At 45.3% G+C, this 18,533-nt stretch carries 14 protein-coding genes; 2 read left to right on the top strand and 12 right to left on the bottom strand.

Annotated elements, in window-relative coordinates; genetic code table 11:
• Window positions 1-83 precede the first annotated feature (83 nt).
• Window positions 84-1,277, top strand: coding sequence for a tetratricopeptide repeat protein (locus H8K55_RS09250; protein ID WP_186941802.1), 1,194 nt, complete (start codon window positions 84-86; stop codon window positions 1,275-1,277).
• Window positions 1,278-1,448: 171 nt separating this feature from the next.
• Here the strand turns inward: H8K55_RS09250 and H8K55_RS09245 are convergent, their stop codons facing one another.
• The gene (locus H8K55_RS09245; protein WP_186941801.1) at window positions 1,449-1,775 is read right to left on the bottom strand and encodes a hypothetical protein; all 327 of its coding nucleotides are present in this window, start codon (window positions 1,773-1,775) and stop codon (window positions 1,449-1,451) included.
• A 232-nt stretch (window positions 1,776-2,007) separates the two neighbouring features.
• Window positions 2,008-3,144, bottom strand: a complete 1,137-nt coding sequence (locus H8K55_RS09240) for an ornithine cyclodeaminase (RefSeq protein WP_186941800.1) — start codon at window positions 3,142-3,144, stop codon at window positions 2,008-2,010.
• 279 nt (window positions 3,145-3,423) lie between these two features.
• Between H8K55_RS09240 and H8K55_RS09235 the strand changes: the two genes are divergently transcribed.
• Window positions 3,424-3,858: an Lrp/AsnC family transcriptional regulator gene (locus tag H8K55_RS09235; RefSeq protein ID WP_186941799.1), complete on the top strand. Its 435-nt coding sequence runs from the start codon at window positions 3,424-3,426 to the stop codon at window positions 3,856-3,858.
• Window positions 3,859-4,028: 170 nt separating this feature from the next.
• Here the strand turns inward: H8K55_RS09235 and H8K55_RS09230 are convergent, their stop codons facing one another.
• The 10 genes from H8K55_RS09230 to H8K55_RS09185 form a co-directional block, all read right to left on the bottom strand.
• On the bottom strand, window positions 4,029-4,862 hold the full coding sequence (locus tag H8K55_RS09230) for a response regulator (RefSeq protein ID WP_186941798.1): 834 nt from the start codon (window positions 4,860-4,862) through the stop codon (window positions 4,029-4,031).
• Window positions 4,862-8,515 (bottom strand): ATP-binding protein, encoded by a 3,654-nt coding sequence (locus H8K55_RS09225; RefSeq protein ID WP_186941797.1) that lies wholly within the window; start codon window positions 8,513-8,515, stop codon window positions 4,862-4,864. Before H8K55_RS09225 ends, H8K55_RS09230 begins: the two co-directional genes overlap by 1 nt.
• 120 nt (window positions 8,516-8,635) lie before the next feature.
• Window positions 8,636-10,387: a methyl-accepting chemotaxis protein gene (locus tag H8K55_RS22035; protein WP_186941796.1), complete on the bottom strand. Its 1,752-nt coding sequence runs from the start codon at window positions 10,385-10,387 to the stop codon at window positions 8,636-8,638.
• Between the two features lie 75 nt (window positions 10,388-10,462).
• A complete protein-coding gene (locus tag H8K55_RS09215; protein WP_186941795.1) occupies window positions 10,463-10,972 on the bottom strand; it encodes a chemotaxis protein CheW in 510 nt (169 codons plus the stop codon).
• A 349-nt stretch (window positions 10,973-11,321) separates the two neighbouring features.
• Window positions 11,322-13,034: a methyl-accepting chemotaxis protein gene (locus tag H8K55_RS09210; protein ID WP_186941794.1), complete on the bottom strand. Its 1,713-nt coding sequence runs from the start codon at window positions 13,032-13,034 to the stop codon at window positions 11,322-11,324.
• A gap of 181 nt (window positions 13,035-13,215) precedes the next feature.
• Window positions 13,216-14,949, bottom strand: a complete 1,734-nt coding sequence (locus H8K55_RS09205; RefSeq protein WP_186941793.1) for a methyl-accepting chemotaxis protein — start codon at window positions 14,947-14,949, stop codon at window positions 13,216-13,218.
• Between the two features lie 100 nt (window positions 14,950-15,049).
• Window positions 15,050-15,538 (bottom strand): chemotaxis protein CheW, encoded by a 489-nt coding sequence (locus H8K55_RS09200; protein WP_408057963.1) that lies wholly within the window; start codon window positions 15,536-15,538, stop codon window positions 15,050-15,052.
• Window positions 15,539-15,798: 260 nt separating this feature from the next.
• The gene (locus H8K55_RS09195; RefSeq protein WP_186941792.1) at window positions 15,799-16,185 is read right to left on the bottom strand and encodes a response regulator transcription factor; all 387 of its coding nucleotides are present in this window, start codon (window positions 16,183-16,185) and stop codon (window positions 15,799-15,801) included.
• 131 nt (window positions 16,186-16,316) lie between these two features.
• A complete protein-coding gene (locus tag H8K55_RS09190) occupies window positions 16,317-16,940 on the bottom strand; it encodes a response regulator transcription factor (protein WP_186941791.1) in 624 nt (207 codons plus the stop codon).
• Window positions 16,937-18,127, bottom strand: coding sequence for a sensor histidine kinase (locus H8K55_RS09185; protein WP_186941790.1), 1,191 nt, complete (start codon window positions 18,125-18,127; stop codon window positions 16,937-16,939). The genes H8K55_RS09190 and H8K55_RS09185 overlap by 4 nt, the downstream gene beginning before the upstream one ends.
• Window positions 18,128-18,533: the final 406 nt, after the last annotated feature.

Below are 18,533 nucleotides of genomic sequence, written 5' to 3'. Positions count from 1 at the left end.
TATGCCTTGGATCGCGCGAAAAGCTCTAGCAAAATTCGATGTCAATTCAACGCCAAGTTTGAGTGCAAGCAAGGGGAATTACCATGCAAAAACGTCGACATTCTTACATAGACCGCCTGCTGCGCACGGGGTTCATACTCTTCATTTGTCTTACAGAATTGAGTGCCTGCGTTGCACCACACGTTGTTCACACCATACCGCAAGATCTATTTCACGATGATTTATTTGCGGCTAGCCCGCAGCCCATTTCACCGCCTAGCATTTTCAGCGTGGATAAGGCCATGAAAGACTTCATAGCCACCGAGATCGTCAGTCAGCTTCGCTCAACCAGTCATCAACGAGCGCTATTTAATGCCCTTTATAACAGGGCACAGTTGAGACTTGAATACGACTCTTCATACACGCGCACTGCAAGCGAAGCCTTCAGTGCTCGCTCAGGCAATTGCCTGTCCTTGGTCATCATGACCGCGGCGCTCGCAAAGGAAATGGGATTATCGGTGCAATACCAAAAGGTCTTAGTAAAAGAGGATTGGAGTCGCAGCGGCGAACTGTATTTTGCGAGTGGGCACGTGAATATTGTGTTGGGCAAGAAGCGATTTGATGAGAAAAATCATCCAGATAAAAATCTTGAAATGACCATCGATTTTTTACCACCTCAGGATACCGCGGGCCAACACACAATTGATCTGGAAGAAAACACCATCGTCGCGATGTACATGAACAACCGAGCTGCGGAATCCATGGTAAGAAATCAAACCGATCTAGCCTATTGGTGGACCAAAGAAGCCATCAAGGCGGATCCTCAGTTTTCTTATGCTTATAACACCCTTGGCGTCATCTATATGCGTCATAAGAAATACCTAGATGCCTACCGCGCACTTGAAGTAGCACTGCGGATAGACCCCGACAGCTTGGTGACAATCTCGAATATGGTGCAGACTTTGGAAAGCCTGGGACGCGGTACTGAGGCGCGTAATTTGAAAGAACACTTATTGAGCAAGCAGCCCTATCCCCCCTTTCATTTTTTTAATTTAGGCGTGAAGGCAATGGATAAGAATGAATTTCAGCAAGCAAAAATGCTGTTTAACAAAGAACTACAACGTGCGCCTGATTATCACGAGTTTCATTTTTGGCTGGGCTTAGCGCATTTTCGACTGGGTGAACTTGAAGCAGCGCAGCGCGAATTGGATATCGCCAAAGCAAACAGTACCACGCAGAAAGACTATGCCCTGTACTCGGCGAAATCTGATCGCTTGAACGCTTTGCGAAGACAATAAAAAAGCTCCGTCACCATGTTGACGGAGCTCTTATTTAAGTCACCTCATTAAGTCACTTATTTAGATAAATTAATTAAGTCAATCAACTAAATAACTTAGTTAAATCAATTTTCTATTTTGAACTGAATTGCTTGTAATCGGCCACGCAGATCAAGCCAGCAATTAGTTTATTTATGCTGCCAAGAACACGGGTGTCTTTGCTTGCACAGCATTACGTGCAGACACCGGTAATTCGCTCAAATGGGTCGCGCCACTCATCAGTTCAGCGATGCGGTCAGTCAACTCGCCTTCTTGCGTCGCCAATTGGAAATGTGCTGGACGTTGTGTTTGTACTATGCCCCAACGTACGATAGGAGAGCGTCCTGAGCCATCCAATAATGCATGGTCACGCAACCATTGTTCAAAGAAACGTGTAGGCATATTGCTGTCAATCCAGATCAAATGATCGGATGTCATTAATTTATTGTATGACGGGCGGACTAAAATTTCGTAAATCATTTTGATAACTCCCCTATTTGTCTTTGTCGTTTCATGTGTGACAAAGCTACTGTTAGGGGAAAAAACGCGGCGTGCTTAAGTCCGGTTGACACAAATACTTACAAATTCTGAGTTTTTTTGAGAAATTTTGAATTTTTTGGAATTTCTCACGAAGTCATCAGAAAAAAAGCCCGAAAGATTGAACTTTCGGGCTTTTTGATAGTAAAAATTTATTTCTATTATGCAGGTAAGATTAGCCTACAAAAGCTGGTGTCGCTCTGGCAGCAACAACTGGTGCCGCGCTTGGGTTAGCATTATCGCCAATAAAACCAAACAAATTCTTAGGGTTTTCCATTGCTGGGATCAAGGATAAAGTCTCACTCATACCCAATTCTATCGCCACATCGCGCATAAAACGCAAAGCGGAATAGTCTTCCAAAGCAAATCCCACGGAATCAAAAATCGTGACTTGATCGGCAACGCTGCGGCCAACGACTTTGCCTGACAAAACAGTCCATAATTCTGTCACAGGGAAATCAGCTGGCATTTGTTGCATATCGCCTTCAATTCGGGATTGTGGCTCGAATTCGCAAAACACTGGTCCCATACGCAATACATCTGCATGCAATTCAGTCTTACCTGGGCAATCACCGCCAACGCCGTTGATGTGCATGCCAGGCTCTATCATATCGGGAGTAATGATGGTCGCATTCGTTTTATCTGCCGTCACCGTCGTGATGATATCGACACCTTTGACTGCTTCTTTGGTGCTATTGAAACGCTTAGTTTGCAAACCCATTTTGTGCAAATTAGCTTCTAATTTGTCGGTTGCCGTCGTATCGATATCAAACAAATGGAAAGTTTCTACGCCGAGTAAATGATGGAAAGCCAAAGCTTGGAAATCACTTTGCGCGCCATTACCGATGATCGCCATGGTTTTGCAGTTGTCACGCGCCAAAGCGCGTGCTGCGACTGCAGACATCGCGGCAGTGCGAATCGCCGTAGTCAAAGTCAATTCGCTGACTAATTCTGGCACGCCTGTTTCGACATCGGCTAATACGCCAAATGCCATGACAGTTGGCAAATTGAAACGGTAATTGCTTGGATGTCCGTTCACATATTTAAACGCATACGATTTGTCATCCGCGATCGGCATCAATTCGATTACGCCAACGTCAGAATGATTCGCGACACGAGCGCATTTATCAAATGAATTCCAGCGCAAGAAGTCTTGATTGATGTAAGAAGCCACGCCTGTAATACAAGCGCCGATGCCGCGCTTATTGATGATTTCAGCCACGCGCTCGGCGCTCAAATATTGCGTTACCGCACGTCGTGGCGTAATTGTGTGTGTGTGTTCTGAATGAGTTGTTGAATGATTAGTACTCATAATAGTCTCCATCTATATATTAGGTCGAATAATGAGAACTTGCGTAAAATTTCTACAACCAGCTGAGAGTAACTAAGTAAGTAACTAACTAAGCACTATTACCCAAATCAGCGTCCAAATCCTTGGGTAAATCTCGCTGCAACAATTTTGCGTAAGTTCTTTAAAAAATCTTGATGGGAGTATCTTACGGGATGTCGATGTTAAACAGAATCAGCAAAAATGTACCAAATTCGACAAATTTCTGACAAAATGACAGCATAAATTATCGGAATGCACAAAATGGATGCCTTAGACCAACAACTTATCAGCCTATTACGTACAGATGCCCGCATGAGTATTGCCACATTGGCACATAAGCTCAAAGTCTCACGCGGCACCATTACCAACCGCATTACTAAGCTGGAAGACGATGGCATCATCGTCGGCTACACCGTGCGTCTGCGCCCCGACGCGCAGCAAAACGAAATTCATGCCTGGATCAGTATTGCGGTGGAAGGCAATGAAACCCGTGCCGTCATTGTTGCTCTATTGGGCGAGCCGGGCATAGAAGAGATTCACGACACAAATGGTCGCTGGGATTTGTTGGCGAGTTTACGCGCAACCAATTTATCTGAACTGTCCTCAGTCTTAGAAAGAATACGTCTGATTAAGGCGATACAAAACACGGAAACCAGTATTCACCTACAGACTTACAGAACCTCAAGTAAGGCATAGAGTGTCTCGATGGATTTATGCCACGGACCTCGCTCAAACACACGATGCAAATAACTGAAGAGCTGATGCAGGCTTGGGCATCGTGGGGTCTCTACATGTATCACTTCACAATTTCAGCATTGAAACAAGGCATTGACACTAAAGTGGAGCCAAGTTGGCACCGAACGTGGTTAAGTATCTTGTCGCGGCTGTAGCGTCACCATACAGACTTGCGTGTAAGGATAATCAATTGCCTTGATGCGAGCGTCGAACTCTATCGCTTGATTAGTATGAATAGGATTAATGCGCATCGTCATACACAATTCCTCAGAGGCTTGAGAAGTCTCCGCTGACATTGCTAATGCTGTCGCATTCGCTCTGCGCAGAAAAAGCTGCTCAGTCAAATCACACAGCTGCGCCGCTTGTGCGCTTCCCAATGCAAATTCTAAAGATTTTCCGGCCAAACTCTGTGCTGGACAAGCTGCCAATGTGGCGTAGGCAGAATTAACCTCAATGACGCTCCAGGTATTAGCGTCATACATCATCACCGCCAGCGGGCTTTCGTTTAATAGTGCGCGATACCGTGCCTCACTTTTTTGCAGAGCTAATTCACGTTGCGCCAGCAGAGCCGTCAATTGCCGCCGCGTCTGTGAATGCCCGATGTGCGCTTTGACGCGCGCCAAAACTTCATCGGCATGAAATGGCTTCAAAATATAATCAGCGCCACCAACTTGGAATGCAGTCAATCTATCCTCGATGTTATTGAGTGCGCTCACGAAAATGACAGGCAGATCAACACAATTCGGATTCTTCTTGAGTTGACGGCAAGCTTCAAAGCCATCCATCTCGGGCATACATACATCGAGCAAGATCAAATCTGCCTGCAAACTTTCAATCGAACGCAAAGCAATTGCTGCCGTCAATGCAGGGCGCACCTTATATCCTGCAGACTCCAGAATTTGGCTCAGTACTTGCAAATTATTTGGATTATCATCGACGATGACTATGTTTCCCTGCGTATCCATCACCCACTCCGAGTAGCTTGTTCACATAACTTGGCGAGACGATCAAATCGGTATTCTTCTAAAATCATCATCAAACTATCCGCCATGTGTGCACCGTGCTGGCTACGAATCTGCCCGATCAAATGACGCGCAGATTCGAGATCAAGTTGCTCGGAAGCGAGTTGTAGCTGTACCAACAGCTCCGGCGCCAGATCAGACAAATCAAGCACTGCCTCTGGAATAGGTGGCAGGATCGCATCGGCATATTCATACCGCAAACCAAGCAAGTCGCCCATAATGTCAAACATCGCTTCTTGATCAACAGGTTTTCTCAGCAATTGATCACAACCCGCAGACAAAATTGCGGCGCGGTCTTCATCAAAAGCGCTCGCCGTCATCGCAACAATTTTCACCTTGTCGCCGCCAGCCAGTTGTCGTATCTGTCTGGTCGCTTCATAACCGTCCATCACCGGCATGCGCATATCCATCCAAATCAAATGCGGTTGCCAGTGCACAAATTCATCAATCGCCAACAAACCGTTCTCTACCGTGTGTGCCTCAATTCCCAATAAACGCAAAATTTGCCGCACCAGCTCACGATTATCTTCTTTGTCATCGACCACCAAAATACGCAAAGACTCTGCACTGTGATGAGCATCCTGCGCCAAAGCGAGCACCTGTGGCCGATGTGGATTTGCGTTGGAAACTGGAGTGGAAACCGCTAACAAGGGAATGCTTAAAGTAAAACAGCTTCCTTCGCCCAAGTGACTGACGACGCTCAATTCTCCATTCATCAAACGAGCGCATTCACGGCTGATCACCAAACCTAAACCTGTGCCTTCGCCTTTATGGACACCGACTTCGGTTTGATAGAAAGGCTGGAACAAACGTGCCTGATCTTCACTGGATATCCCCGGCCCGGTATCACTAACCTCAAACGAAAATTGTTCATTAAAAACGCGTACACGAATACTGATACGTCCATGATCCGTGTACTTCACCGCATTGCCCAACAAGTTCAAGAGAATCTGCCGCAGATGTTGTTCATCCCCTTTAACATAGCGTGGTAAATAAAGCGCAAAGCTCTCTTCAAAAATCAGACTTTTTTGCTCAGATTTGAGTCGTATCATGTCGCCAATTTCGCGCAATACTTCACGTAAATCGAAGACGGTTAATTTACTATCCGAATAACCAGTTTCTATCCTTGAAATCTCTAGCACATCATTGATCAAGACTAATAAGTGCTGACCTGCGGTATTAATTGTCAGCAAATTGCGTTTGTTTTCTGAAGAGATTCCCGGATCGCGTTCGAGCAAGCGGGCAAATCCCAGGATTGCGTTCAAAGGCGTGCGTAGTTCATGGCTCATGTTCGCCAAGAAGACACTCTTGGCACGATTCGCTGCTTCAGCCTCTTCTTTTGCTTTACCCAATTGATTCGTGCGCACCTCCACCAACTCTTCCAACCGATGACGATAGCCTTCAATCTCAATATCTCGGCGCTTACGCTCAGTGATATCTTCGCCTGCACTCAGAGAACCGATGATTTGACCTTGCTCATCGCGCAGCAGAGAGGCGTGCCAGGCAATGTCACGCATTTCACCACCGTTCGTCAAAATCTGACTTTCGTAGTAACCCGGATTATCGAGAATGCCGGCCATCATTTGTGAAAAATTCGCCATCGCTAATGCCTGTGCTATCGATGGAGGCACGCATAAGGCAAACCAGTTTTGTCCCAGCATCTGCGATTCATCCCAACCCAATAACTGACATCCCTTACGATTCACTTGCAAAATGCGGGCATTGACATCGAGTACGACGATCATCGCTTCTACGGTATCCAAATATCCCTGCGCGCGATCACGTTCGCGACGTAAGTTTTTCTCCTCGCGCAAACGCTCTAATTCTGCACCTGCTGCCGCCGCAACCAATTGCAATAAAGACTTAATTCTCTCGGCATTTTGCATTGGTAGTTTATTCAGCACCGCGATAATGCCAATAGGATCTCCACGCGAATCCCAAAATGGAATTCCCACATAACTCTGCGCTTCCATCTCGACTAATAACTGATCGTCGGGAAATAATTCTTGGATGCCGCTGGAAAAAATACAGGGATCGTTACCAACCACGCACTCGCACGGTGTCCCTCTCAAGTCATATGAAAAATTCGGTTGCAATGATCCACTTGCGTACAAACCTACGGTTTCTGCGGTGTGTAAGTCAGCGCCCAGTTTGTCGATCAGCACATAGTCTGCTTTTAGTAATCGTCCCAGATAATCGGCCAACGCTGGCAAGAACTCTCTACCCTGTGCGATCCAGGCACGTTGCGCGACAAAATTTAATAAATTCTCGATGTGCTTACGCTCACTCACATCCATGAAACTCCAGACACGGCCACTCGCCTTACCATTAATTAACATGGACCTGACCGAGCGTTCAAATACACGTCCATCCTTGAAATAGATAGTGTGAGATGCTTGGTTTTCATGAGCTTTGTAAATATCCTCAACGCCCTGCATGAACCCTTGTGGCTCTTGTAATTGCTGAACGACGTGAGCAAGCATGCGCTTTTCATCGCCGGTGGCGACCATCTCCGCGGGTATTTGCCACATCTGAGAAAATCGCTGGTTGCTGTGAATCGCTTTGCCAAATTCACTGGTCACCAAAATGCCATTTTCGGTCGCTTCTAGTGTGTTTTGTAGAATGGATAAATCACGCTCCCTGCTATCCCACCCGAGTTTCAACTGATGCAAAGCAATCCAAGTCAGAAGCGCAAATACGCCCATGATGGACAAGCCCAGAATTAATTCTCGGTACCAGACTAAGAGAATTTCATCGGTATTCATGCCCACGCCCAACCAATATGGCCAGTCGGCTAAGAGGCGTGCTGTCCACAGTCGCTTTCTTCCATCGACTTTAGCAATCGCAACGAAGTTACGAACAGGCCCGCCTTTATTGAGCTCTTCGATGACATCGGGTGTCGCGATCTTAATACCGATAGGTACGGAATAAGGGACGGTGGAAAAATGCGCAAGCCGTAAATAGCTCGTCGCAGTAATCAGATCGATCGAAGCGTTCTTTCCTAAATTAACGCTTCCAAACAATTTGGAAAAATGTTCGAGTTGGATGCTGGCGAACACAACTCCTGCGAATTTTCCTTGTTTATCGAGATAGGCACGCGCAAAGATAACGACGTCCTTGTTTGTCACACGACCTTTTACCGGATTTGTGCGCACTAAGCCTAATCCGGGATTTGCTTTTAATTGTTTAAAATAATCGCGGTCAGAAATATCGTAATTCAATGAGCCACTAGGGTAGCCTGCCAAAGTGTCACTCTTACCTTGGGCATTTGAGTATCCGAGGCGACTAAAAGAAATCGTCTTCTTAGATATTTCTTGTATCAGAATTCCAATCGACTCTGTCAATTCACGCGGATTATCGTGACTAGATTCTAGGGCGTGCGCTAGCGATACCAAAGATAAATCAACTTGATTCAAAATACCGATCACACTCGATTCAAGTGTTGCTGCGGCATTATTGGCTTGTGCGCGCGCATCGTCAAAATGCTGCTGATAACTGACTGAGAGCATGACCGCCAAAACGACAGCAAACAAACCATTCGCCAACCAAAAAAATCGATACAGACTCGTTTTCGGGGCTAGTGTTGTTTTGCTCATCTGATGATCTCTCCAATGAACTAACGCTGGCAAGAACCTACCAGCGCATTCATGACAGCCAAACAGATGTGTAAAGTTGTCTTATCTGGCTTTTGTTAAATAAATGACGTACACAACAGTTTAAAACTCTTCCCAGTCATTGTCTTGGTTTGTGGCGGAATTTGCAGCTGATTTTGCAGCTGAATTTGCAGCCTTATTTGTAGATTTCTGTACTGAACCAATACGTGTCGTCGCCTGCCCCTTCAAAGGTTTCTGCGCTGGTGCTGGCTTAACGGTAGCCCTTTGCTGCGCAGCCTGCTGCGGCCTGACTACCATACCTGAATGTGCGCCATGTGCCAACTTAAATACCGACACTGTCGCCGCTAAATTGGCCGCCTGATCTTGCATACTCGCCGATGCCGCTGCCGCTTCTTCTACCAAGGCAGCGTTTTGTTGCGTGACTTCATCCATTTGCGTAATCGCGATATTCACTTGTTCAATGCCCGAACTTTGCTCAGCACTGGCTGCTGCGATCTCACTCATGATATCCGCCACTTGTTTGACCGCAGTAACAATTTGGTTCATGGTTTGCCCAGTTTCATCTACCAAGCGACCACCTGCATCCACTTTTTCTACTGAGTCGCCAATCAATTCTTTGATCTCTTTAGCCGCAGCTGCAGAGCGTTGCGCCAGGCTACGCACTTCAGACGCAACCACTGCAAATCCACGACCTTGCTCACCAGCGCGCGCTGCTTCCACTGCGGCATTCAAAGCCAGAATATTCGTCTGAAAAGCAATGCCATCAATCACACCGATGATGTCGACAATCTTGCGTGAGCTCTCTTTAATCGATCCCATGGTGTCAACCACTTGCGCTACAACCTGACCACCTTTAACTGCGTAATCGGAAGCCGATACCACCATTTGATTCGCTTGCTTGGCATTGTCGGCATTTTGTCTTACTGTGCTGGTGAGTTCTTCCATCGACGATGCGGTTTCTTCCAAACTTGCCGCTTGCTCTTCGGTACGTGAAGATAAATCCAAATTGCCAGCGGCGATTTCACTGGAAGCTGTAGCAATGGTGTCGGTACTGACGCGCACTTCGGACACTGTTTGCACCAAACTGCGGTTCATGTCTTTTAAGGCTTCTAATAATTGACCGGTTTCATTGCTCGATTCGATCTCTATCGTTTGTGTCAAGTCACCAACGGCAATTCCTTGGGCGATTTCTACTGCATAACTTAGTGGCCCCGAAATACCACGAACCAACCAAATACCGACCGTCACGCCTGCAGTTAAACCTATTAAGATCATAACGATAGAAATCATGCGCACCTTATTGTAGTCCGCCTGAGATTCAAGATACTCTCTCTTTCCTTCATTCAATTGAAGGTTAATCAATTCTGATACAGAGGTACGGACTTCTTGATACATAGTCGCCATTTTTCCATGCAAAATATCTGTCGCCAAAGGAATATCTTTTGCACGTAAAGCTGCTTGCGCTTTATTCAAACCCTGTTCAATAAAATTTTTCCTAGCTTCACCAAAGCGACTTGCGATTTTCTTTTCTTCCGGCGTCAAAAAAGTCGCCATGTATTCCTCCCACAATTTGTTGACGAGGGCTTTATTTGTATCCACTTCGGCCATGGCAGTATCAATCTTAGCTTGGTCATCAGTAATCGCATTCGCGATCGCTAATTGATTGCGATTAATGCCACGGATAACACCGTCTAACTGCCCTACCGCGACTAGGCGATCCTCGTACACGGATCTTAAAGAGTCATTCACACCAGCCAAGCTAGTCAACCCCAAAGCGCCAATCAAAATCATCAACAGCGATAAAAAACCAATCACAAAAATCAGGCGTGATTTAATCATCGTATTTTTCAACATGGTGTTCTCCTCAATGCGTTTCGTCTTTTATTCTTCGATATTATTGCTATCAACCGATCAACCGCTGCGATCACATTAAGCCGCCGCCTGAGTCAATAAACCTATCTCGCTACTCGACATCATCCTGTCAATGTCCACCAGAATAATCATACGTTCATCGATCGTCCCCAAACCGATCAGATAGTCAGTACCAACTGCAGTGCCCATTTCAGGCGCGGGTTTTAAATCTTCTGGGCTTAAATTAATCACATCCGACACACTATCGACCACCATCCCAACAGTGCGTCCGCGAATACTTAAAATGATCACGACTGTCAGTTCGTTATAGATCACATTATCGAAACCCAATTTAATTCGCATATCCATGATGGGGACAATAATGCCGCGCAAATTCACGACACCTTTGAGGAAGGCTGGCGCATTCGCAATCTGAGTGACTTTTTCATATTCACGCAATTCTTGCACTTGCAATAAGTCCAGACCATATTCTTCTTGCCCTAAAGTAAACGCCAGAAACTGCCGCGCTTCTTTCTGTGTGCTGCCATCTTTTTTCTGTGAAGGGGCTTCATTGATTAGTTCAGACATGACGCGTCTCCAGTAAGTAGGTACATAAGATTACTGTAGTCAATAATGGTGGGCTTGTAACTTGCACCTTAGTGCTATATCGACTTATTTACCATCGACACTACGTATTTTTTGCAATCAATATTGGCAAGAAAAAATGTGATGCAAATAGAAAAAAGCCCGACTTGTGCGAACACAAAATCGGGCTCTATTACACGGTTTTTCTGGCGGTCTTTTGAGTGGACTTTTGCGCAGTTTATTAATTGATGATTTACGTTACTGAAGGCCTGCTATTGCTTGCTTACTTGCTTGCTTGCTTACTCACACTCACGCATTCATTCACCCATTTGCTTACTCACTGATAACGCATTTAGAATTCTTCCCAATCTTTATCCTCACCTGTTGTGCTCGCCGATGTTGACGAAATGCGAGAAGTCGGGCGAGCTGGCTTAGTATTTGGCAAAGCTTTTCGCGCAACGGGATTTGCTGGTTTATTTTTTGCGGCGACTTGCGGTTTTGGTGCGACTAAATTCTGAGCGCCATGTGCCAACTTAAATACCGACACTGTCGCCGCTAAATTGGCCGCCTGATCTTGCATACTCGCCGATGCCGCTGCCGCTTCTTCTACCAAGGCAGCGTTTTGTTGCGTGACTTCATCCATTTGTGTAATAGCGATATTCACTTGTTCAATGCCAGAACTTTGCTCAGCACTGGCCGCAGCGATCTCACTCATGATATCCGCCACTTGCTTGACTGCAGTAACAATTTGGTTCATGGTTTGCCCGGTTTCATCTACCAAGCGACCACCTGCATCTACTTTTTCTACTGAGTCGCCAATCAATTCTTTGATCTCTTTAGCCGCAGCTGCAGAGCGTTGCGCCAGGCTACGCACTTCAGACGCAACCACTGCAAATCCACGACCTTGCTCACCAGCGCGCGCTGCTTCCACTGCGGCATTTAAGGCGAGAATATTCGTCTGAAAAGCAATGCCATCAATCACACCGATGATGTCGACAATCTTGCGTGAGCTCTCTTTGATCGATCCCATGGTGTCAACCACTTGCGCTACAACCTGACCACCTTTAACTGCGTAATCGGAAGCCGATACCACCATCTGATTCGCTTGCTTGGCATTGTCGGCATTTTGTCTTACTGTGCTGGTGAGTTCTTCCATCGATGATGCGGTTTCTTCCAAACTCGCCGCTTGTTCTTCTGTGCGTGAAGATAAATCTAAATTGCCAGCAGCGATTTCACTGGAAGCTGTAGCGATGGTATCGGTACTGACGCGCACTTCGGATACCGTTTGCACCAAGCTGCGGTTCATGTCTTTTAAGGCTTCTAATAACTGACCAGTTTCATTACTCGATTCAATCTCAATCGATTGCGTTAAGTCGCCAGCGGCAATTCCTTGGGCGATTTCGACGGCGTAATTGAGTGGTCCAGAAATACCACGCACTAACCAGATACCAACCGTCACACCTGCGACTAGACCTAAAAAGATCATGACGATAGATATCATGCGAACTTTAGCGTAGTCGCTTTGCGCTACTTCATAGGCTTTCTTGCCTTCGTCAAGCTGTAAGGCAATCAGTTCTGAAACATACTTTCTGACATCAACAAACAAGACATCCATCTTGTCATTGAAAATAGTCGTCGTTAAGGGCATATCACGAGCGCGCACTGCAACCAAGGCTTTATTAACGCCTTGTTCAAAGTACGCCTTGCGCGCACGGTCAGCGTTCTCGGCAATTTTCTTTTCATCCGAGGTCAGATATGTGGCTAAATAATCAGCCCATGCCTTGTCTGAATTCGCTTTTGCAGCTTCTACGGCAGCGATTTCTTTATCGATTTCGGCGGGATCATCTATCAAAGTCCGCGCCATCGAAATCTGTGTGATATTGCCACCACGGATAACTTTGTCGAGCAGCCCAACTGCAATCAGTCTGTCTTCATACACAGTCTTCAGCGAATCATTGACCGCGGATAAACTAGTCAAACCGAGCACGCCTATCAAAATCATCAGCGCGGACAAGAACCCGATCACAAAGATCAAACGTGATTTGATCATCGTATTTTTTAACATGGTATTTCCCTCTGTAAAGTTAGTACTCGACTTGAACTACCGACAATTTCAATAGACTAAAATCTATATCACTGTAGTCAAATAGGATTTATCTGTAACTTGTCCTTTGGTGCTATACACAAACCATACAATAAAAAAATGGGGCCGACAGCCCCATCTTTTCGATCACCCAAATGAAGAACTAAAATGCTTCCCAATCGTCATTATCACTTTTCGAGATTGCAGTTGATGCCAATTTACGTGTTGGATTTACTCGTTTAACCGAAGAAATCATAGATTTCTTATATTCACTTGTTGTGGGAGCTCGCTTTGCGTCGCTCATACGTGATACGTTGCCAAAGTTGACCGACTGTGCTGAAGGATTAACTTGGAGCTTAAATACCGCAACTGACGCCACCAAATCTTTCGCTTGATTTTCCAGACCATTGGCAGCTGCCGCCATTTCCTCAACCAATGCTGCATTTTGTTGAGTAACCTCATCCATTTGAGTAACAGCTTCGCCTACTTGTGACACTCCTTGACTCTGTTCAGTACTAGCTGCACTGATTTCATGCATAATATTTGCAACTTGCTCAATACTCTGTACCACCTCTGCCATCGTCACACCAGCCTGATCAACTAAGATAGTTCCTTGTTCAACTCTGTCTACACTGGCGCCTATCAGTTCTTTAATTTCTTTTGCCGCAGCTGCTGAGCGTTGAGCCAAAGTACGCACTTCACTGGCAACTACTGCAAAACCACGTCCCTGCTCGCCCGCCCGCGCAGCTTCCACTGCTGCATTTAGTGCCAAAATATTTGTTTGAAATGCGATCCCGTCAATTACGCTGATAATATCGACAATCTTACGCGAACTATCATTGATCCCTTTCATCGTTTCTACAACTTGCGCGACCACACTGCCTCCCTTTTTAGCAACGCCACTGGCACTCTGTGCCAGTTGATTAGCTTGACGTGAATTATCAGCATTCTGACTAACCGTGGAACTCAACTCTTCCATTGATGCGGCGGTCTCTTCTAAGGAACTAGCCTGCTCTTCCGTACGAGACGACAAATCTAAATTACCTTGCGCGATTTCGGCAGAGGCGGTCGCAACACTCTCAGAACCTGTACGCACGTTAGAGACGACTAAAGCCAGATCATTATTCATTTTCATCATGGCTCTGAGCAATTGACCAATTTCATCTTGATTGTCGTTCACAATGTTATTCGTCAGATCTCCAGCGGCCACCGCTTCTGCCAATGCGACGGCACGACCAACTGGGCCGGTGATAGAACGTGTAATGAGCAGCGCCAAAACTGCCCCAATTGCAACTGAACAAATCAATAATGCAACAATGGAAAGTCTGGCCGATGCATATAGGTCTTGCGATGATTGATAAGCGGCATCTGCACCCTTGCTTTGATATTCCACTGACTTTGAAATCGCATCAAGCAAACTGGTCAGGCTCTCCAATGAACTGCCGTTATACAACGATCGTAAACTATCATTGACGCCATCCGTGGCACGTGAAGTTTTCAACAATTCAACTTGTGCAGAAAAATACCGTTGTTCTGCCACTTTAATTGACTCGAGCAAAGCTCTCTCGTCAGCTGACGTAACTGTATCTGCATAGGCTTTAAACGCGATTGCCGCTTTTGCTTTTGCCTCCTCAATACGTTTTTCCCATCGCAAAAATTCAGCTTCGGTCATCGACATAATATGTTGAGCTTCTGAGCGACGAATGACATTAATGGAGGTACGATAGTCACCCAAAGTGCGCGTCGCTACCAACCAATTCGTGGCGATTTCTGCAGTAGAATTATTCACGCTAGCTAACCGACTGATAGAAAACGTACCTATCACGATACTTAATATCAACACGATAGAAAAACTCAAAACAAGTCTGAAACCAATTTTTAAATTAGAGAAGTTCATTTGATACCCCTTGTAATATTTTATTCATTCAAAGTAGAGACTTCGAGCCAGTCTTATTCATTTTTCATACTGGACGAGTTCTCATTAAAGCTGCCGTTCATCAAGCAGCCGTCTGTTCCAATAAGCCTATTTCACTGCTAGACAACATCCGTTCAATGTCCACAAGAATAATCATGCGTTCGTCGATAATTCCCAGTCCAGTCAGGTAATCTGTGCCAACCGTCGTACCCATTTCGGGAGCTGGTTTCATATCCCTTAGATTTAGGCTAATCACGTCAGAAACACTATCGACCACCATTCCCACGGTACGGCCACGTATATTCAGAATAATCACAACGGTCAGTTCGTTATAAGTGATATTCGCTAAATTTAATTTAATGCGTAGATCCATAATCGGGACAATAATCCCACGCAGATTAATCACACCTTTCAAGAAGGCGGGCGCATTTGCAATTTGTGTCACTTTTTCATATTCACGCAGTTCTTGCACCTGTAGTAATGCCAATCCATACTCTTCATCACCTAAAGTAAAAGCCAGAAACTGACTCACTTCTGCCGTAGTTTCCATCTCTTTGTTTGCGCGTTTCATATCGTTCATTTCAATTAAATTGTCGGTCATAATGTGCCTCTACAAATTGATATTGAACTCGACTATAAATAAAAAGCTTGTCCATGTAACTTGCACTTTAGTGCTATACGGCAACATTTTATGATCTAAGAGATATTTTTAATTTTGCATTTGATGCACTAGAACGACCTTTTCGTTAGTGCCAAAAAGATGTACTGTCAATAAAGAAAATTGAGGGAAATATGCAGCGACGCGGAACTCGACAATTTTTCGAGACCAACTTAAGCAAGTAAATTACTCAGTAGTCTGCGAAGAGTGCTTGAATCAACTGGCTTATGTAAGTAAGCGACACACCCATAGTCGACCGCTTCACCTATCGTTGCGACGTCATCGCGCCCTGATATAAAGATCACGGGCAAAGTTGTATCCGCTGAAGTTGATACTTCTTCGTTGCGTAAATGTTTTTGCAAAGCTAGACCGGAAATACCATCAAGATTGATGTCGAGCACCAGACAAGCTAATTTTGTGATTTCACTACGGTGTAAAAACTCCTCAGCCGAGGCATATATTTCAATCTGATATCCAAAAGCAGATATCAATCTGGCGAGTGCTTTCAAAAGACTCTGGTCATTCTCAACGATAGCAATGATGGGTTTGTCGCTGGGCATAGTTTTATCCTACTGGTTCGGTACCAGTATAGAAACTATATCGTGTAGTCTTGGGCTTGTAACCTGCACTTTGGTGCTATGTCTGAGGGTTAGTGCTCGAATTAATAGCGCCCATCATTCAGCAAATGCACCTATGCCGTCTTCTCTAGCATGCCAAGTTCGGTTGCCATCAAGACTAGTTCAGCCAGTGAATTGGCACGCATTTTTTCCATCACACAATGGCGATGCGCCTTCACTGTACGTTCTGCATTTCCCAATTGATAGGCGATTTGCTTATTGAGCAATCCCAAAATCAGTAAGTCAAAAACTTCTTTTTCCCGTGCGGTTAAAGATTCCAATCGACTTCTGAGTTCTTCGCGATGATGGTGGTGCAAATCTTCAATCTGAAACCGGTCAAATGCACGCGCAATCGCATTGAGTAATTCTTCTTTTTGTACCGGTTTAGTGAGGAAATCTTCAGCGCCATTCTTGATGGCCTGAACGCTCATTGCAATACTTCCTTCGCCAGTCAAATAGATGAGTGGCATACGATTCGCTTGCGCGCGCAATTGGGCGTGTAACTCCATCCCATTAATTCCCGGCAAATTCATATCGAGCAAAATGCAACCAGATTCCAGTGTCGTCAGATTCTTCAAGAAATCATCGGCCGCTCCATACACGCAAGTCCTGTAGCCAGCGGCGCCCAATAAACGCGCTAATGCTTTGCTCAAGGATAGATCGTCTTCAATAATATGTACTAAGGCGTTTTCATTCATTGCGATAAGATTTCTTGTAAGGGAAGCTTGAAGAAAACAACTGCGCCGCCATCCGGATTATCCTGTACAGAAATCGTCCCCTGATGAACATGCACGAGGCTGGCACAAATCGGCAAACCCATACCCATGCCATGCGCCTTCGTAGTAAAAAAAGATTCAAATGCCTGATTCAAGTGTTCACCAAATCCCGGGCCATTGTCTTCAACCCTGGCTTCCGCATAGGCGTCGTGATTGATCGTACTGATAGTAATACGCCGCTGCTCTGATGATTTCGTGTGCAAGGCATCCATACTATTGATCACCAGATTCGCGAGCACTTGCTGAATTTGTATAAGGTCGATATTCACCCACAAGTGCGCTTCACATAAGCACATTTCCAAATGGATCTCGCGCTGTTTTGCTTCATGGTTCAAATACTGAAAAACCTCTCGCACCGCGCGATTGAGATCATATTGAACGATTTCACTGTCACCTTTATTCAGCATGCGGCGCATGGCATTTACGATCTGTGAAGCTCGTTGATCATCACGCCGGATGTCGGCTAAAATTTCCTTAATTTCTTGCAGAGGTAATGGTTCTTGCTCCAAGAATAATTCAGCTGCTTCCGCATTGCTCAAAATTGCAGCTAGGGGCTGACGCAAATCATGCGCGATAGCAGAGGAGAAAATCGATGAGGTAATACTGCGATTTAAATGGGCGATTTGATTCAGACGCTCGGTCGACTCGCGCTCAGCGGCAGCCAATGCTTGCGCTTTAGCCTCAACTAACTCATTCAGATGTTCGTTTTGATACGCCAATTCTTTTTGCAATTGGTGGATTTGAAAATGCGTATGGACACGCGCTAAAACTTCCTCTTCTTGAAAAGGTTTAGAAACAAAATCCACACCGCCCACTTGAAAGCCTCGCAGTTTGTCCTGTACATCTTGCAAGGCGCTGATAAAAATAATGGGAATTGCAGCGGTCTTGGGATTCGCCTTTAAGATCTCGCAAGTTTCATAACCATCTAAACCTGCCATTCGGACGTCTAACAAAATTAAATCTGGGCGCGACAATTCAATCGCACGCAGTGCAATCTCACCCGATAGCGCTGGCCGCACCTTATAACCAGCTTGCGTCAAGATACGATGCAAGATTTGCAGATTATTGGGATTGTCGTCAACGATAAGTAGATTGCCAGGTGCATCCATAATCAAATGAAATGATGAAATCTTATGTGTCTCGCCCGCACTTCAAAAAAATTGCCCAACGGACATTAAATCGTATTTGGCGAGGAAAGAGAAATGAAATTGACGCTATTTACAACAGTTCAATAAATATAAAAAACCTCAGGTACACATTTAATTTCCACGTGGAAATTATTGACTATGAGGAGACAATTTGCATGACAAATCGTCGTGTCAAAATATTTTTGCAATGCTGGCGAACAGCGTATTTCAGATCAAGTAAGCATCAAGGAAATTATTTACATGCCAATGTAAAGTCCACGCTGACACTTCAAGCCGATCAGTATTGCGTCACATAAAGACTCTTTAGAGAGGTGTCACCGCGTGCTTCTTTTTGCGCTCCATCCAAAACAGAGATAGTAAAGGCAAA

It is taken from the genome of Affinundibacterium flavidum (genome assembly GCF_014284175.1).
GTDB lineage: Bacteria > Pseudomonadota > Gammaproteobacteria > Burkholderiales > Burkholderiaceae_D > Undibacterium > Undibacterium flavidum.
The sequence above is the reverse complement of the archived record's forward strand: the minus strand, read 5'-3'. Positions and strand labels throughout refer to the sequence as shown.

Bases quoted from the DNA above. Each gene is read 5' to 3' on its own strand.
- H8K55_RS09250 (WP_186941802.1), top strand. From the start codon at position 84: ATGCAAAAACGTCGACATTCTTACATAGACCGCCTGCTGCGCACGGGG.
- H8K55_RS09245 (WP_186941801.1), bottom strand. From the start codon at position 1,775: ATGATTTACGAAATTTTAGTCCGCCCGTCATACAATAAATTAATGACA.
- H8K55_RS09240 (WP_186941800.1), bottom strand. From the start codon at position 3,144: ATGAGTACTAATCATTCAACAACTCATTCAGAACACACACACACAATT.
- H8K55_RS09235 (WP_186941799.1), top strand. From the start codon at position 3,424: ATGGATGCCTTAGACCAACAACTTATCAGCCTATTACGTACAGATGCC.
- H8K55_RS09230 (WP_186941798.1), bottom strand. From the start codon at position 4,862: ATGGATACGCAGGGAAACATAGTCATCGTCGATGATAATCCAAATAAT.
- H8K55_RS09225 (WP_186941797.1), bottom strand. From the start codon at position 8,515: ATGAGCAAAACAACACTAGCCCCGAAAACGAGTCTGTATCGATTTTTT.
- H8K55_RS22035 (WP_186941796.1), bottom strand. From the start codon at position 10,387: ATGTTGAAAAATACGATGATTAAATCACGCCTGATTTTTGTGATTGGT.
- H8K55_RS09215 (WP_186941795.1), bottom strand. From the start codon at position 10,972: ATGTCTGAACTAATCAATGAAGCCCCTTCACAGAAAAAAGATGGCAGC.
- H8K55_RS09210 (WP_186941794.1), bottom strand. From the start codon at position 13,034: ATGTTAAAAAATACGATGATCAAATCACGTTTGATCTTTGTGATCGGG.
- H8K55_RS09205 (WP_186941793.1), bottom strand. From the start codon at position 14,949: ATGAACTTCTCTAATTTAAAAATTGGTTTCAGACTTGTTTTGAGTTTT.
- H8K55_RS09200 (WP_408057963.1), bottom strand. From the start codon at position 15,538: ATGAAACGCGCAAACAAAGAGATGGAAACTACGGCAGAAGTGAGTCAG.
- H8K55_RS09195 (WP_186941792.1), bottom strand. From the start codon at position 16,185: ATGCCCAGCGACAAACCCATCATTGCTATCGTTGAGAATGACCAGAGT.
- H8K55_RS09190 (WP_186941791.1), bottom strand. From the start codon at position 16,940: ATGAATGAAAACGCCTTAGTACATATTATTGAAGACGATCTATCCTTG.
- H8K55_RS09185 (WP_186941790.1), bottom strand. From the start codon at position 18,127: ATGGATGCACCTGGCAATCTACTTATCGTTGACGACAATCCCAATAAT.